Raw genomic sequence first — 15,318 nt, forward strand, 5'->3', positions numbered from 1 at the left:
GATCGTTAAGCGGCAGGGTGGCAATCTTGCTCTGCGCCAACGCAGCCAGATCGCCCCCCTGATTGAGCAGCTTGCCGTCATGCGCAATTTCATCGGTCTGCCAGGGTGCTCGCAGCAGATAAAACATCGCCTGCGCGTCGCCGCTTCCGCCGGCGGCATCGGCGGCCGTGCCGGGATACAAACCTTCTGCAATGCGCTGATCGAGCGCATCACGCTGCGCCAGCATCACCGGATCGTCCCCCAGATAGTTAAAGAGGTCGATGACGACGCTGGCGACAGCGCTGTTGAAATGCCCCTGTTGCAGTAAGGCATTGATGTAATCCGGATCGGGAGCGCTATTGTAAACGGAGAAATAAACCTGGCTGAGAATGTCGTATTCGCTTTGGCCGCTCATCCACCCAGCATCGGGTTGGCTCATTAGAATACTGGCCATATAGGCGGGCGGCTGGCTGCCGATATCAAATGCGCTGTCGTAGTAATCGATTTCCGCCGTCGTCGGCAAACGCCCGAAAATGCCGATGATTAAGGCGCCGATCTCTTGTTGCGTCGCTAAAGGAATCATAATAAATCCCGTCAGTGTAATGGACTAAGTTCGCGGCATGGCTGCGCCGCGGCCTGTCTCCTACCTCGCGAAGAGAGACATTGCACACTGCCTGGAGGGGTTTTTATAGGTATGACTACAGTTAAGAAATGCTGATGCGATAAGTCAATAAAACGGGGAAAACCGATCCTCGGTATGGGACTTTGCTCCCATACCGAGGCACCTGAAGGCTTAGCGCCAGCGTTCGGCTGCCCAGGCGGCCTGTTGCTCTGCGTCGTGGAAGGTCCAGGCGACGAAGCGGCTGATCTTCTGCCCTTGCGCCATCTCGATGGTGCGCACCTCGGCCGCGCCCGCCACCTTCAGCGCATGATAAATGGCCGGCAACGTGGTATTTTTCGAGATGAGCGAGGTGAACCACAGGCAGTTGTTGGCCTTGCCGACGCTCTCCTCCACCATCTTGCGCACAAAGGCTTCTTCGCCGCCTTCGCACCACAGCTCATTGTTCTTGCCGCCGAAGTTTTGCACCGGCTTGGCGGCCACTTCCCCTTTGCCCAGTTTATGCAGCTTGCGGCGGGTGCTGGCGCGCGCTTCCTGCTCGGACGCATGGAACGGCGGGTTGCACAGGGTGGCGTCGAATTTCTCGGCCGCGCCGATAATGCCGTTAAAAATCAGCTCAGGCTGTTTTTGCAGCCGCAGGCGCACGCTGTTGCGCAGCGTCGGGTTCATCTCGACGATCATCTTGGCCGAGTTGAGCGACACCGGATCGATTTCGGAGCCGGTGAAACGCCAACCGTATTCGCGCAGGCCGACGATCGGGTAAATGCAGTTGGCGCCGACGCCGACGTCGAGGATCGCCACGCCCTTGCCGCGCGGGATCTCGCCGCCGTTGCTGGTCGCCAGCAGATCCGCCAAGTGATGCAGATAGTCGGCGCGGCCGGGGATCGGCGGGCACAGATAATCAGCCGGAATATCCCAGTGTTCGATGCCGTAAAAGTGTTGCAGCAACGCACGGTTGAGCATTTTCACCGCCGCCGGATCGGCGAAGTCCACCGAGACATCGCCCCAGGCGTTCGGTTTTACGAACGGCGCCAGCGCCGGGCAGCTGGCGATCAGCGCCGGGAAGTCGTAGCGCGAACGATGACGGTTGCGCGGATGCAAGCCGCTTTTCTGCTGCGGGAAGGTTTTCTTTTTTTCCACCGTGACGGGCTCTCTTGAAGGGATTTCCGGCGCGTAAGATAACACATCCGGCCCGCAATGGCGCAGCGGCGGGAAACCCGGCACAATGAAAGCTTCATCGATTGCCGCAGGATCCCCCATGAACCGTGAATCTCGTTATTATTATGAACCCGCCGCCGGCCACGGCCTGCCGCACGATCCGCTGAACGCCATCGTCGGCCCGCGCCCCATCGGCTGGATCTCTTCCCGCAGCGCCGCCGGCTTGCGTAATCTGGCGCCCTACAGCTTTTTCAACTGCTTCAACTATCGCCCGCCCATCATCGGTTTCGCCAGCACTGGCTGGAAAGACAGCGTGGCGAATATCGTGGAAACCGGTGAGTTCGTTTGGAACCTGGCGACACGCCCGCTGGCGGAAGCGATGAACCACAGTTCCATCCCCCTGCCGCGCGGCGAGGATGAATTCGCCTTCGCCGGCGTCACGCCGCTGCCCGGGCGCCGGGTCAAAGCCGAGCGCGTGGCCGAAAGCCCGGTGAACTTCGAATGCCGGCTGACCCAGTGCATTCAGCTGCAAACCGCCGCCGGGGAACAGGTGGAGACCTGGCTGATATTGGGCGAAGTGGTGGCGGTGCACCTCGATCCGGCGCTGCTGGACGAACACGGCGTCTACCAGACCGCCGCTGCCGAACCTATCCTGCGCGCCGGCGGCCCAACCGCCTACTACGGCATTTCCGAACAGCACCGTTTCGATCTGGCGCGCCCGACGCGCTGATCGTCTCCCCCTGTTTATGCAGAAGATGAACGGGGGAATTAATAATCAAAAAATCTGAACAAAACTGTCAACACTCTCCGATTTCATCCCGCCTGTCACTGCGCAATAATCTTCCCATCGAAAGGCAAACCCCTTTCTCCCTAATTCACTTTGACAGGAATGACGAACATGAAAACCATCAAAACTTTTGCTGCCGCTATCGCCCTGGCCACCGCTTCTTTCACTACTTTTGCCGCTGAACACGTCAGCGCCCAGGATGCCGCCCAATTCGAAAAAGCCGGCGTGATCGTCGCCAGCGGCGCAACCGACCTGAGCAGCCTGAAGTCTCAGCTGGCCGCCAAAGCCGATGCCGCAGGCGCCAAGGCTTTCACCATCACCTCTACCAGCGGCAATAACCTGATGCACGCGACCGCGGTTATCTACAAATAATCGCCGCCCCAGACGTCAAAAAGCCCGCCGGATATCACCCCGGCGGGCTTTTTTATGTTCGCGTACGTCAGCGCTGAATGGGTACGACAGCGAGTTTATTACCATCCGCTTTATCAGCAACCACTGTAAATTCAGTCCAATATTTGCGCGGCGCCTCATTTGACGCATTGCCGACCGTCGCAATCTCAACCGAATAGCTATGCCCAATCTGGAACCCGCCGAAAGCCTCCGTCAGGCATTCGCCTGGCATGACCGCTATCGGTTGCTGACCTGGCGCAACCGAAGTGGACCATTCCGCCTTCCCGCCGGCCCCCGGTTGATAAATTCCGATGCCTACCAGCTCGCGTTTTCCGGCAATATCGTCCGGCACGCTAACGCATACGCGATTATTTTTAACGCTGACGTTTGCCGGATAGAACCAGGGACGCTCCTGCACACAGCCGCTCAGTAATACCAGCGCCAATAAAAAAGTCAGTTTTTTCATTTCATTGCCTTAGGGTTACGCGGCTCTCGTAGGAACAACCGTAACACGGTTTCATAGCGAGTTTTAAGATCTGGCCCTTCCAAGCCAGTCATCCGTTTGTTACGACGCCACTCTTCTCGACTAAAACGAATAAGTAAAAAGTAATCAGCAAGGATGGAGGCCTGTTGCTCCATTCCGTAGTCAGCGAGAGTGTTATAGTTGGGAAGAGAGTATTCATAAGTTGCCGCCCAGCTCATGGTACCTCTGAGCAACACATTCATCTTCATTTGATACTGCCAAACATGCGCCATTTCATGGATAAACCAATGTTGAAAACCCGCGCTCTCTCTTGAATAATCTTCACGAAAATTCTTTGGAGTGAAATAAATTTCGCCGTTCGGTGTAACGGCCGTATTGTCATTTTGCAAACCAAAAGGAAAATAACCCGCGTTATGCACACTCACTCTCGAGTAATCGATAGCATTCTTAAAAACGATCTGGGCAATTCCTATCTCACCCACGGTGAGCTTTCGCGCCATTCCTTTAGCCGTAATCATATCGTCAGTTCCATTGACAAGTGAAAACATACCCTAGCATAAATAGCCACCTTGTGCAGGAATGGCCTGATCGTTTGGGATAATTCTCCCGGAAATATTGATGGTCTCCCCTCGTTATTACGACACCAATTTTGATTTACGATGGACTCAATAAAATATATTTATTCTTTGAATGGTTAAGGCAACTGGTTTTTTGCCGTCCGCATTATCACCACCCCACGCGTCAACGACCCGGGAAATACCGTTGCAAACAGGCAGAAACCCTGTATTCAATGGGGTTTGCGGGGGGCTTGCACACACATTTTTTTACCTGCCCATGGCTGGACTAACGGAAGAGGATGATTATCATGTTACGCAGACTACAGATGCAGAGAGCGTTGTATGCAACATATCATTGAAGGTTTCCTCAGTTTCCAGAAAGAGATTTTCCCACAGCGTAAGGAACTGTTTCGCAGCCTTGCCTCCAGCCAAAATCCTAAAGCGCTTTTCATCTCCTGTTCTGACAGCCGTCTGGTTCCCGAGCTGGTGACGCAGCAAGAACCTGGGCAACTGTTCGTTATCCGCAATGCCGGCAACATCGTTCCTTCCTTTGGCCCGGAGCCGGGTGGGGTTTCTGCGACCATCGAGTACGCGGTGGTGGCATTGGGTGTTACTGATATCGTGATTTGTGGCCACTCGAACTGTGGCGCCATGAAGGCTATCGCGTCCTGCCAGTGCCTCGACCCTATGCCTGCGGTAGCTCACTGGCTGCACTATGCGGATGCGGCAAAAGCGGTGGTCGAGAAGAAAACCTGGAATAGCGAAACAGACAAAGTTAACGCTATGGTGGAAGAGAACGTTATTGCTCAGCTAAATAATATCAAAACCCATCCTTCTGTGGCGGTGGGTCTGCGCAACAGCGGGCTGCGCCTGCACGGCTGGGTGTACGACATCGAAAGCGGCGAAATTCGCACGCTGGATAGAAACACCAAGAGCTTCGTGTCTCTGGCCGATAATCCCGACGTCTATTTCGAATAAAATAACGCCCGGTTTTTATCATTAAATAAAATCCACGCTTCCGCGTGGATTTTATTGTCAGCCTTAAACCAAACGCGCCTCTATCGCCGCGGCGAAGTCGCGGCACATCCGTTCGTCACCGTCGGCGTTATCCGCCAATACCCTATCGCCATCCACCACCCGGATGTGCGCCTGCAAATCGAAATCTGCCGGCGGCTGCGGGCGCTTGGCTGCGGCGGTCATCGTCTGCTGCGCCTCATGCCACGCCTGCGCCACCGTCTGGTTGCAGGCCTGCGCCAGATAGTCCGGATTAAACCCTTCGCCGGTCAGGCTGCGCAGCGTGTCGTCATGGCTGACACTGTTGCCCGGCAACCAGTAGTGTTGCGCCAGATCCGGGCCGATGGCCGGGTTGTCCGTCAGATAACCGTCGCGCTGCAGGAAGAAGTGGCGGGTTTGTTCCACCGCCATCATCGCCAGCAGGTAGCCCTGATAAGAACAGGCGGACTCCAGCGACAGCAGATGCGGGATCGCCAGCGTCGGGCGCGGGCTGCCGCTGATGCCGAGGATCTTCTGCTCAACCTCGCGCGCCAGCGCGGTGATGGCTTCCGGCGTACGCTGCCCGTCATCCCACTGATACAGCGCCCACTCGAAGTACGGCACCAGCAGGATATGGCGTTCGTTGAACGCGCGCATCGGCTGGCGCGCCGCGATGCCGGCTTCGATCAGCGCATCGGGCACCGCCTCACCGGCGGCGTTTTTCGCATAGCGTTTCAGCCAATCGGCGTCGTCCAGCAGGCTGTCGCAGAACATCGACTGGGTTTCGGCATAGGCCATCGAAGTCGGCGGGAACTCCTGCGAGAAGCACGGCGCATTCTGGCGAATGTTGGCGAAATGCGCCGCATGGCCGCCTTCGTGGAACAGCGTGTTAAGCCCGTAAGCCCCGCTGCCCACCTGCCCCGGCTGCGCCAGACTGGTGAAGTTGATGCGCGCCGGCACCCATTCCCCCTGGCGTACAAACGGCGGCACCGGGCCGTGCATGAAGCCGTTCTCATACTTGCCTTTGCGCACCAGCAGATCGAGGTTCATCTCCGCGCCGCCAAAACCGATGTGCAGGCGTTTGAAGCTGTCGACCCAGCGTTCCAGCGAACGGGAAAACGGGAAATAAGGATCCAGTTGGCGGGTGACGTCGCCGGCGCTGGCGAAGCGGACGTTCCATGGCTCCAACGCCTGGCTGCCCTTCTCGGCCGCCAGCTGTTGCAGACTGCGCGCGTTGGCCTCGCGGGTTTCCCGCTCGAAGCGATCCAGAATGGCGAACAGCTGCTCCGGCGTCATGCGCTCGGTCTTGTTCACCTTGTAGTCGAAATAGTTGCGATAGCCCATCTGGCGCGCAAAGCGGTTGCGCAGGCCGATCAGCTCCGGCAGGCCGTTATGCAGCAGCCATTGCTCCAGATCGCGCAGCGCCTGCTGCGAGCTGCGGCGGTAGTCTTCGTTCGGGTTGGTCGCCTGGTTGGTCAACAGCTCGCCGAGCGAAGCCGCCACGCGTCGGCCGTCGGCGTTCAGATGGGTGACCTGATAGCCCTTGCGGCGCGAGTAGAGATCGGATTCGGCGTGGATGATCTGATCCAACAGCGCCTGCGCCTGCGGATCTTCAATGGCGTTGCAGTCGAAAAAGCGCAGCCAACCTTGCAGGCCGTGGATCAGCGCATCGCGCTGCGCCTCCTGCGGCAACGCTTCCAATCCGGCCAGCAGATTGCGGATCTCGGCCAGCCGGCGCGGTTCGGCGATAAAGCGCTTATAGGCGCTTTCCGCGGCGGAAAAGCGCGCCGAGACGTCTTCGCCGCCGGTGCCCATGTAGTTTTGCCAGAACAGCTCTTCTTTGGCGCGGTGTACGTCGAGGTAATCCTGGTTCAATTGATTGAAGTAATCGAGAGCCTGTTGCATAACCGTCCTTCTCAGCCGATGAGGAAATATCCCAGTATAGTCGCGCTCAGGCCTGATGCAGGCGTTTCAGCCCCAGCTCCAGCGTCTCGCTCTCGCCGGCGGCCACCAGGCAACAGGCGACCTGCCGCTGGATGGCCTGCGGGATCGCCACCTCGCCCGCCAGGCAGCGCTCGGTCCAGCGCGCGGTGGTTGCCGCGTCTTTCGCCGCCGGCAACGCCGGCGTTTCATCCTGCAAGGTGCGCTCCAGCAATATGCGCTGTTCGCCGCCAACGATATGGTGAATCTGCGGGCAGCGCAGCGGATTGGCGTAGGCTTCGCCTTCGGTGCCGTGCATCAACAACCCGCGGGCGCCGATCTGACGGAAAAACGACGCCACTCGGCCGACATACTCCGGGTGTGAGACGCTGGCGAGACGCAGCGCATCCTGTTCGCCGAACGGCGTCGCCAGCTTGGCCAACGTATGGGCGCTGTTGCGCACCCCCATGCGCCAACGCAGCCCGAGCTGCCGCGCCAGCGGCGCCGACAGCGCGGAAACCGGCATGAATACCGCCTCGCCGTTATCGAGACGCTGTTGGGCGTGAGCGGCCTGTTCCGACCACGGCAGCCCAAGCGCGCGAAAAATCTCGGCGCTGGTCACGCGGGTGCTGTCGTCCAGCACGCCGTGCACCACCACCGGCAGGCCCACTTTCGCGAGCAGCAGCGCCAGCAGCGGCGTCAGATTGGCCTGCTTGCGCGCGCCGTTATAGCTCGGCAGCACCACCGGCAATGGCCGCCCCTGCGGCGCCTGCAGCGGCAAGACCTGCTGCTGCATCGCCTGATAGAACCCCAGCATCTCCTCTTCGGCTTCGCCCTTGATGCGCAGCGCGATCAGAATGCCGCCCAGCTCCAGCTCGGGGACCTCCCCGGCCAGCATCGCCTGATACAGCTCAAAGGCGGTCTGTCGATCCAGATCGCGCGCATGGTTTTTGCCGCGGCCTATTTCTTTGATAATTTTGGTGTAATCCATCCGAAGGTTCCCTCAGCTCACTCTTCGGTTAGCATACCCTATCCGCGCCGCCGCTCAACCTCCGCCGCCAGCCGCCGCTGCGTTTCATCGCCATCGCGCAGCCCGGCGATCACCCCGCCGGCATCGTCGGCGCTGCGGTTTTGGCTCATTTTCCATTTGCCTTCGCGCCGGGTGACGGCGATCTCGATACCGACGATGCCTTTAAGCTGTGCGGCGATGTAGTTGGCCGGCGCATCCTCGATCCGCCAGGGTTCAGGACGCCGCCCTTCCTGCTGCGCGGTGAGATCGCTCAGTTGGCGGCGCAGCCAGGCCGGGTCGTCCGTCACCGTCGGCACGCCATGCAGCTGCACCACGCTGTAGTTCCAGGTCGGCACCACCTTGCCGGTCTGGCGCTTGCTCGGATACCAGCTGGGCGACACATAGCCCTCCTGGCCCTGAAAAATCACCAGACATTCCGCCGCCTGTTGCAACCGTCGCCAGTGCTCGTTGGCGCGCGACAGGTGCGCCCGCAGCCGGATCTGCCCCTGTTCGACATCGGCCAGAAACGGCAGCGGATCGGCCGTCAATCCCTGCTCGCCGTGGCTGACCAACAGCCCCAGCGGGTGGGCGCGCACCAACGCCAGTTGGGCATCCAGATCGTCTTCGCGAAATGCGGCGGGTTGAAACATCAGTGTGGCTCCTTATCGCTCTCTCATGATGTCGACAGTAAAGCACCCGCCGGCGGCCTACTTAAGATCCGCTTTCTGAGTATTTCGAGTGATCCGGTTTAACAAGATCAGGGCGACGCCCATCGCCACCAAATTACAGAGCATCGCGCCGGCAAAGGCCTGCGCATAGCGTTCCGCCGCGCCGCCGCTCGCCAACAGCGGCACAAAACCGACGCCGCTGACCACGATGCCCAGCGCGCCCCCCACCTGCTGCACGGTGGCCACCAGACCCGCCGCCATGCCCGCCTGCCGCTCCGGCGCCAAACCGAGCACCAGATTCAGCAGCGGCGTCATGCTCAGCGCCTGGCCGAATCCCAGCACGACCAACCCCGGCAGCAGCCGCAACGGATGCGCCAGCGCCCCGCCCCACAGCGCCTGCGCCATCAATAGCGCCAACCCGGCGGCGTAAATCGCCACGCCCGCGCTCAGCACGCCGTTGCCCCAACGCAACGTCAGCCGGGGNGCCAGCATCGAGGCCAGCATAAAGGCCGCGCTGGCCGGGGCGAACAGGCTGCCCGCCTGAAAAGGCGTCAGCCCCGCCCCCGCCTGCAGCAGCAGCGCGAAGCACAAGAAAAACGAGGAGGCGGTGGCATAAATCGCCAGCACCACCGCCATGCCCGGCGCGAAGCCCGCCTGGCGGAACAGCGCCGGATCGAGCACCGCATCATCACCGCGCTGCGCCAGGCGGCGCTCCCAACGCAGGAAGCCCCACAGCGTCAGCAACGCCAATGCCAACATCGGCGCGATCCACCAAGGCCAACCGCGCGCCGGGCCTTCCAGCAACGGCAGCAGCAACAGCGACAGGCCGGCCGCCGCCAGCCACAGGCCAACGCCGTCCAGCCGCTGCGCCTGCGCCACTCGCGATTCGGGAATGCGCCGCGCCGCCCACAGCGCCAGCGCGCCGATAGGCAAATTGATCAAAAAGATCATGCGCCAGCCGCTGCCGAACAGGTTGGCCTCGATAATAAATCCGCCGAGGATCTGGCCGAAGATTGCCGCCAACCCCAGCGTCATGCCCAGCCAGGCGAAGGCGCGCCGCCGCTGTTGCGGCGCGTACAGCACCCGCATCAAGGCGTAAATTTGCGGGAACAACAGCGCCGCCGCCGCCCCCTGCAGGATACGCGCGGCGATCAACAGGCTGAGCGATCCCGCCAGCCCGCACAACAGGGAGCTCAGCGTGAATCCCAGCATGCCGAGGCTGAACAGACGCCGACGCCCGAAGCGATCGCCCAGACGCCCACCGGCGATCAACAGCACCCCAAACGCCAGTTCATAACCGGCGACGATCAAACCGATACCGGCGAAATCGGCGGCGAACTGTTGCTGGATCACCGGCGCCGCCACGTTGACCACAAACAGATCGAACACCGTGACGAAGCCGCCTAACAACAACACCGGCAGACCGGGCAATCCCCGCCGTTCAACAGATAATGAATGTTCCATACCACCTCCAGAGATTATGATGGCCGCAGTATGGAATAGAGTTTAAACTGTTACTATATAGCCATTTATACTATTACTGACAGCAACAGGACGGCCGACATGCCCCCACGCACCCTCGAACGCACCCGCCACGAACTGGGGGATTTTCTGCGGCAAAAGCGAGAACAACTGTCGCCAGAGTCAGTCGGCTTGCCGAGCGGCAGCCGCCGCCGCACGCCGGGCTTGCGGCGCGAGGAGGTGGCGGCGCTGGCCGGCGTCGGCCTCACCTGGTACACCTGGCTGGAGCAAGGCAGGGAAATCAATGCGTCGGTGACGTTTTTGGAAAATCTGGCGCGGGTGCTGCAGCTCGACGCCGCCGGCCGCTACCACCTGTTTTTATTGGCGCATCAGCGCCCGCCGGTGCCGGTCGGCCATCAGTGGTGCCAGGTTTCGCCGTTGGTGCGGCGCCTGCTGGACGATCTGACGCTGCGGCCGGCCTACGTCATGAACCTCAGTTGGGACATCATCGCCTGGAATCCGGCGGCGCAGCGGCTGTTCGCCATCGGCGAGCGCCCGGCGCAAGAGCGCAACATGTTGTGGATGCTGTTTGCCGATCCGCAGCTCAATGCGCGCCTGCTGGAGTGGCGGGCGCAGGCGCCGCAAATCCTGGCCAGCTTCCGCCGCGACTACGCCCGCGCGCCGGAGGATGAGGTGATGCGCCAACGGGTACAGGCGCTGGAGCAGGTATCGCCGCAGTTCCGCCAGCTCTGGCGGCAGCATGATATTCACGGACGTTGCCAGGGGCGGCGCAGCTTCACCATCCCGGAGATCGGCCCGGTCACCTTTGACCACGCCTCTTTCATCGTCGACGAAGAGAACCACCTGCGGCTGGTGATGTACAGCGCGCTGCCGGACGAACCCGCCAGCGCGGCGTTTGAAGCGCTGCTGCGCGAGGATTAACGACGGCTGTCGAAAATGAGTTTGCAGGCCAGCCCGGCGAACACGCCGCTCAGCAGGTAGTTCGGCCAGCGGGCGCTGAAACGGCGGCCGACGAAACGGCTTTTCATGCCGCTGACCGCCAGGATCACCCCGCCGTTAATCAGCAAGCCGACCAGATTCAGCACCGTCGCCAGCGCCAGCATCTGCACCACCACCGAGCCGGCGCGCGGATCGATAAACTGCGGGAACAGCGCCAACACGAACAGCGCCATCTTCGGGTTGAGGATGTTGGTCAGCAATCCCTGACGGAAAATGCGCGCCGTCGGCACCGCCTGCAACCCGGCGGAAGCCTGCAGACTGCTGCCGGATCGCAGCGTTTTCCACGCCAGATAGAGCAGATAGGCCGCGCCCAACATTCTCACCGCGTCGTAAGCCAGCGGCACCGCGACGAACAGTTGCGACAGCCCCATCGCCGCCGCCAGCGCGTGGCAGTAAGTGCCGAGCTGAATGCCCGCCAGCGAAGCGAAACCGGCGCGCCGCCCCTGGCTGACGCTGCGCGAAGCGATCAGCAGCATATCCGGGCCGGGGGTCAGCGCCAGCGCCACGCAGGCGCCGGAAAACAACAACAGCGTTGCGGCATCAATCATGAATCACCTGATAAGAAGACAGACGGGAATGGAGCGTCCATCATAGCGACGCCGACGTGGCTTGTCAGCGCCGCTCGCGTCAGATCACCCACAAATCGAGATACTCGTTGACCGGCATCTGCGCCAGCCGCTGCCGGTCCAGCGACACCTCGAGAATGCGCTGCTGCTGCAGGGCCGGGAACTGGCGCGCCAGGTTGGTTTTGAACTTCTCGATCAGCAGCGGGATGCCCGCTTCACGCCGCCGCGCATGGCCGATAGGGTACTCCACCACCACCTCATCCAGACGGCTGCCGTCGGCGAACTCCACCGTCAGCGCATTGGCGATCGAGCGTTTTTCCGGATCGTGATAATCGCGCGTGAAGGCGGGATCTTCATGGCAATGTATCTTGCTACGCAATGCGTCGATGCGCGGATCTTCGGCCACCCGGTCCTCGTAATCGGCCGCCGTCAGCCGGCCGAACAGCAGCGGGATCGCCACCATATACTGAATGCAGTGATCGCGATCCGCCGGGTTATCCAGCGGCCCTTGCTTGTCGATAATGCGCAGGCAGGCCTCATGGGTGCGGATGCTCACCCTGGCGATATCGGCGGCGGTTTTGCCGGCGGCCTGCATCTGGCGGTGCAGCGTCATGGCCGCCTCCACGGCGGTCTGGGCATGGAACTCCGCCGGGAACGAAATTTTAAACAGCACGTTCTCCATCACGTACGCGCCGTACGGCCGCTGGAAGCGGAAAGGTTTGCCGTCGAACGAGACGTCGTAGAATCCCCAGGTCGGCGCCGTCAGCGCCGAGGGATAGCCCATCTCGCCGGTGGCGGCCATCAGCGCCATCCGCACCGCGCGGGCGGTCGCATCCCCCGCCGCCCAGGATTTGCGGGTGCCGGCGTTCGGCGCATGGCGATAAGTACGCAGCGATTGCCCGTCCACCCACGCCAGCGACACCGCGTTCAGGATCGCCTCGCGGCTCAGGCCGAGCAGCTGCGCCACCACCGCGGTGGACGCCACCTTCACCAGCAGCACGTGATCCAGCCCCACCCGGTTGAAGGCGTTTTCCAGCGCCAGGCAGCCTTGGATCTCATGCGCCTTGATCATGGCGATCAGCACCTGCCGCATGGTCAGCGGCGCTTTGCCCGCCGCCACCGCCTGGCGCGAGAGCCAGTCGGCCACCGCCAGGATCCCGCCCAGGTTGTCCGACGGGTGGCCCCACTCCGCCGCCAGCCAGGTGTCGTTGAAGTCGAGCCAGCGGATCATGGCGCCGATATTGAACGCCGCCTGCACCGGATCCAGCTGGAAACGGGTGCCCGGCACCCGGCTGCCGTTCAGCACCTCGGCGCCCGGCACCACCGGGCCCATCAGTTTCTTGCAGGCGGGGTAGCTCAGCGCCTCCAGCCCGCAGCCGAGGGTATCGAGCAGGCAATAGTGAGCGGTGCGGTACGCCGCCGGGGTATCGACGGCCTCTTTCATTACATAATCGACGATATCGACCATTTCGCGATCGAACGGCGGACGGCCGGTGTTGGCAGACTCAAGCATCATGATTCCCAAAGGCTCCATAGTGAAAACGACACGATAACGATCGGCGCTCAGCGCTGATCCAGCGGCACGAACGCCCGCGCTTCCGGCCCGGTATAGTTGGCGGACGGGCGAATGATTTTGTTGTCCTGCCGTTGCTCGATGATGTGCGCCGACCAGCCGCTCACCCGCGCCATGACGAACAGCGGCGTGAACATTTCGGTGGGCACCCCCAGCTGGTGGTAAGACACCGCCGAGAACCAGTCGAGGTTGGGGAACATGTTTTTGGTGTCGCGCATCACGCTTTCCAGCCGGTCGGCGATGTCATACAGCTTCATCGCGCCCGCGTCCTGCGACAGGCGCAGCGCGATCTCTTTGATCACCTGATGGCGCGGATCGGAGACGGTGTACACCGGGTGCCCAAAGCCGATCACCACCTCTTTGTTATCGATGCGGCGGCGAATGTCGGCTTCCGCTTCGTCCGGCGTTTCATAGCGTTGCTGGATCTCCAGCGATACCTCGTTGGCGCCGCCGTGCTTCGGCCCGCGCAGCGCGCCAATGGCGCCGACGATCGCCGAATAGACGTCGGATCCGGTGCCGGCGATCACCCGGCCGGCGAAGGTCGAGGCGTTGAACTCATGCTCGGCGTACAGGATCAGCGACGCATGCATGGCCTGTTCCCAGCTGGCAGAAGGCGCTGTGCCGTGCAGCAGGTGCAGGAAGTGGCCGCCGATGGAATCGTCGTCGGTCTCAGGCTGAATGCGCTCGCCGTTGTGGCTGTAGTGATACCAGTAGAGCAGCATCGATCCCAACGACGCCAGCAGCCGATCGGCGATGTCGCGCGCGCCGGCCGCGCCGTGCTGCTCTTTTTCCGGCAGCGTGCAGCCGAGGGCCGAAACGCCGGTGCGCATCACGTCCATCGGGTGAGACGCCGCCGGCAGCGCCTCCAGCACCGTGCGCACGCTGGCGGGCAGGCCGCGCAGCGCTTTGAGACGGTGTTTATAGGCCTGCAGCTCGTCGCGGTTGGGCAACTTGCCGTGGATCAGCAGATGGGCGACCTCTTCAAACTCGCAGTGGCGCGCGAGATCGAGAATGTCGTAACCGCGGTAGTGCAGATCGTTGCCGCTGCGCCCTACGGAACACAGCGCGGTATTCCCGGCGGGCACGCCGGATAACGCCACGGATTTTTTCGGCTTAACGCCAGTCGGGCTTTGCGGGGGGATCGCTTGGCTCATACTGTCCTCATTTGGCTTCTGCGTGAATGGCGCTTATTCGTCGCGCTGGCGAGCGAACAAAGCGTCGAGTTTCTCTTCGAACAAATAGTAGTTGATGCTTTCGTACAGCTCGTTGCGGGTCTGCATGGTGTCGATGACGCTTTTCTGCGTGCCCTCCTCGCGCAGGGCGCGGTACACCCGCTCCGCCGCCCGGTTCATCGCCCGAAAGGCCGACAGCGGATACAGCGCCATATCCACCCGAGCGCTGCGCAGCTCGTCGGTGGTGAACAGCGGCGTCGCGCCGAATTCGGTGATGTTGGCGAGGATCGGCACCTGCGTCGCTTCGGCGAAACGGCCGTACATGCCCAGTTCGGTGATCGCTTCCGGGAACAGCATGTCGGCCCCGGCCGCCACGTAAGCCTGAGCGCGCTCGATGGCCGCCTCCAGCCCCTCCACCGCCAGCGCGTCGGTGCGCGCCATGATCACGAAGTCCGGATCGCTGCGCGCATCCACCGCCGCCTTGATGCGATCCACCATCTCTTCGGTGGAAACGATGGCCTTATTGGGCCGATGGCCGCAGCGCTTGGCGCCAACCTGATCTTCGATATGCAGCGCCGCCGCCCCGGCCTTGCTCACCGAGCGCACCGTGCGGGCGACGTTGAACGCCGATGCGCCGAAACCGCTGTCGACATCCACCAGCAGCGGCAGCGGGCAGACATCGGTGATGCGGCGAATATCGGTCAACACATCGTCCAGCGTCGAAATGCCCAGGTCCGGCAGCCCCAGCGAACCGGCCGCCACGCCGCCGCCGGAAAGATAGATGGCCTGGAACCCCGCCCGCTGGGCCAGCAGGGCATGGTTGGCGTTGATCGCGCCGGCGATTTGCAGGGGTTTCTCTTTACTCAGGGCCTGACGAAAGGCGAGCCCGGGTGAGCGCAGCGTCATGACGTTCTCTCCGATTAGCTAGATGGAACAGACAGAGCAAGGGGCGGGCCAGGTTG

At 61.7% G+C, this 15,318-nt stretch carries 15 protein-coding genes and 1 pseudogene; 4 read left to right on the top strand and 12 right to left on the bottom strand.

What is annotated here, in order from left to right:
* A pseudogene (locus tag ADK28_RS13440) lies at positions 1-562 on the bottom strand (DUF4214 domain-containing protein); the annotation flags it as partial.
* Positions 563-772: 210 nt separating this feature from the next.
* Entirely contained in the window at positions 773-1,738 is a 966-nt protein-coding gene (rlmF, locus tag ADK28_RS13445; RefSeq protein ID WP_170913119.1) for a 23S rRNA (adenine(1618)-N(6))-methyltransferase RlmF, read from the bottom strand.
* 118 nt (positions 1,739-1,856) lie between these two features.
* On the opposite strand from rlmF, the gene ADK28_RS13450 reads away from it, so the two are divergent.
* Together ADK28_RS13450 and bhsA are read left to right on the top strand one after the other, a co-directional pair.
* Entirely contained in the window at positions 1,857-2,486 is a 630-nt protein-coding gene (locus ADK28_RS13450) for a flavin reductase family protein (RefSeq protein WP_033640932.1), read from the top strand.
* 168 nt (positions 2,487-2,654) lie between these two features.
* On the top strand, positions 2,655-2,915 hold the full coding sequence (bhsA, locus tag ADK28_RS13455) for a multiple stress resistance protein BhsA (RefSeq protein ID WP_004939265.1): 261 nt from the start codon (positions 2,655-2,657) through the stop codon (positions 2,913-2,915).
* Between the two features lie 67 nt (positions 2,916-2,982).
* On the opposite strand, the gene ADK28_RS13460 is transcribed toward bhsA, so the two are convergent.
* Complete coding sequence (locus ADK28_RS13460; protein ID WP_048795879.1) at positions 2,983-3,399, bottom strand: putative T6SS immunity periplasmic lipoprotein; 417 nt, start codon at positions 3,397-3,399, stop codon at positions 2,983-2,985.
* The gene (locus ADK28_RS13465; RefSeq protein ID WP_048795880.1) at positions 3,396-3,935 is read right to left on the bottom strand and encodes a hypothetical protein; all 540 of its coding nucleotides are present in this window, start codon (positions 3,933-3,935) and stop codon (positions 3,396-3,398) included. Before ADK28_RS13465 ends, ADK28_RS13460 begins: the two co-directional genes overlap by 4 nt.
* Positions 3,936-4,316: 381 nt before the next feature.
* Between ADK28_RS13465 and ADK28_RS13470 the strand changes: the two genes are divergently transcribed.
* Positions 4,317-4,952, top strand: a complete 636-nt coding sequence (locus ADK28_RS13470; RefSeq protein ID WP_004939270.1) for a carbonic anhydrase — start codon at positions 4,317-4,319, stop codon at positions 4,950-4,952.
* Between the two features lie 63 nt (positions 4,953-5,015).
* Here ADK28_RS13470 and ADK28_RS13475 read toward each other — a convergent pair whose 3' ends face one another.
* Genes ADK28_RS13475 through ADK28_RS13490 form a run of 4 tightly spaced genes read right to left on the bottom strand, consistent with a single transcriptional unit; the run spans position 5,016 to position 10,028 of the window.
* The gene (locus ADK28_RS13475; protein ID WP_048795881.1) at positions 5,016-6,872 is read right to left on the bottom strand and encodes a M3 family metallopeptidase; all 1,857 of its coding nucleotides are present in this window, start codon (positions 6,870-6,872) and stop codon (positions 5,016-5,018) included.
* 46 nt (positions 6,873-6,918) lie between these two features.
* The gene (gene ybiB, locus ADK28_RS13480) at positions 6,919-7,878 is read right to left on the bottom strand and encodes a DNA-binding protein YbiB (RefSeq protein ID WP_048795882.1); all 960 of its coding nucleotides are present in this window, start codon (positions 7,876-7,878) and stop codon (positions 6,919-6,921) included.
* Positions 7,879-7,916: 38 nt separating this feature from the next.
* Complete coding sequence (locus tag ADK28_RS13485; protein WP_048795883.1) at positions 7,917-8,546, bottom strand: FMN-binding negative transcriptional regulator; 630 nt, start codon at positions 8,544-8,546, stop codon at positions 7,917-7,919.
* A gap of 57 nt (positions 8,547-8,603) precedes the next feature.
* Positions 8,604-10,028, bottom strand: a complete 1,425-nt coding sequence (locus ADK28_RS13490; RefSeq protein WP_033640935.1) for an MFS transporter — start codon at positions 10,026-10,028, stop codon at positions 8,604-8,606.
* 99 nt (positions 10,029-10,127) lie between these two features.
* Between ADK28_RS13490 and ADK28_RS13495 the strand changes: the two genes are divergently transcribed.
* Entirely contained in the window at positions 10,128-10,967 is an 840-nt protein-coding gene (locus tag ADK28_RS13495; protein WP_033640936.1) for a helix-turn-helix transcriptional regulator, read from the top strand.
* Here ADK28_RS13495 and ADK28_RS13500 read toward each other — a convergent pair.
* From ADK28_RS13500 to prpB, 4 genes are all read right to left on the bottom strand, one after another.
* Positions 10,964-11,593: a LysE family translocator gene (locus tag ADK28_RS13500; RefSeq protein ID WP_048795884.1), complete on the bottom strand. Its 630-nt coding sequence runs from the start codon at positions 11,591-11,593 to the stop codon at positions 10,964-10,966. The genes ADK28_RS13495 and ADK28_RS13500 overlap by 4 nt on opposite strands.
* A 79-nt stretch (positions 11,594-11,672) precedes the next feature.
* The gene (locus ADK28_RS13505; RefSeq protein ID WP_048795892.1) at positions 11,673-13,124 is read right to left on the bottom strand and encodes a bifunctional 2-methylcitrate dehydratase/aconitate hydratase; all 1,452 of its coding nucleotides are present in this window, start codon (positions 13,122-13,124) and stop codon (positions 11,673-11,675) included.
* A 50-nt stretch (positions 13,125-13,174) separates the two neighbouring features.
* Positions 13,175-14,338, bottom strand: coding sequence for a bifunctional 2-methylcitrate synthase/citrate synthase (prpC, locus tag ADK28_RS13510; RefSeq protein ID WP_048795885.1), 1,164 nt, complete (start codon positions 14,336-14,338; stop codon positions 13,175-13,177).
* A 33-nt stretch (positions 14,339-14,371) separates the two neighbouring features.
* Entirely contained in the window at positions 14,372-15,262 is an 891-nt protein-coding gene (gene prpB, locus ADK28_RS13515) for a methylisocitrate lyase (RefSeq protein WP_048795886.1), read from the bottom strand.
* Positions 15,263-15,318 lie beyond the last annotated feature (56 nt).

The sequence above is a fragment of the Serratia sp. 506_PEND genome, from assembly GCF_001076875.1.
GTDB classification, from domain to species: Bacteria; Pseudomonadota; Gammaproteobacteria; order Enterobacterales; family Enterobacteriaceae; genus Serratia; species Serratia marcescens.

Bases quoted from the DNA above. Each gene is read 5' to 3' on its own strand.
- ADK28_RS13450 (WP_033640932.1), top strand. From the start codon at position 1,857: ATGAACCGTGAATCTCGTTATTATTATGAACCCGCCGCCGGCCACGGC.
- bhsA (WP_004939265.1), top strand. From the start codon at position 2,655: ATGAAAACCATCAAAACTTTTGCTGCCGCTATCGCCCTGGCCACCGCT.
- ADK28_RS13460 (WP_048795879.1), bottom strand. From the start codon at position 3,399: ATGAAAAAACTGACTTTTTTATTGGCGCTGGTATTACTGAGCGGCTGT.
- ADK28_RS13465 (WP_048795880.1), bottom strand. From the start codon at position 3,935: ATGATTACGGCTAAAGGAATGGCGCGAAAGCTCACCGTGGGTGAGATA.
- ADK28_RS13470 (WP_004939270.1), top strand. From the start codon at position 4,317: ATGCAACATATCATTGAAGGTTTCCTCAGTTTCCAGAAAGAGATTTTC.
- ADK28_RS13475 (WP_048795881.1), bottom strand. From the start codon at position 6,872: ATGCAACAGGCTCTCGATTACTTCAATCAATTGAACCAGGATTACCTC.
- ybiB (WP_048795882.1), bottom strand. From the start codon at position 7,878: ATGGATTACACCAAAATTATCAAAGAAATAGGCCGCGGCAAAAACCAT.
- ADK28_RS13485 (WP_048795883.1), bottom strand. From the start codon at position 8,546: ATGTTTCAACCCGCCGCATTTCGCGAAGACGATCTGGATGCCCAACTG.
- ADK28_RS13495 (WP_033640936.1), top strand. From the start codon at position 10,128: ATGCCCCCACGCACCCTCGAACGCACCCGCCACGAACTGGGGGATTTT.
- ADK28_RS13500 (WP_048795884.1), bottom strand. From the start codon at position 11,593: ATGATTGATGCCGCAACGCTGTTGTTGTTTTCCGGCGCCTGCGTGGCG.
- ADK28_RS13505 (WP_048795892.1), bottom strand. From the start codon at position 13,124: ATGCTTGAGTCTGCCAACACCGGCCGTCCGCCGTTCGATCGCGAAATG.
- prpC (WP_048795885.1), bottom strand. From the start codon at position 14,338: ATGAGCCAAGCGATCCCCCCGCAAAGCCCGACTGGCGTTAAGCCGAAA.
- prpB (WP_048795886.1), bottom strand. From the start codon at position 15,262: ATGACGCTGCGCTCACCCGGGCTCGCCTTTCGTCAGGCCCTGAGTAAA.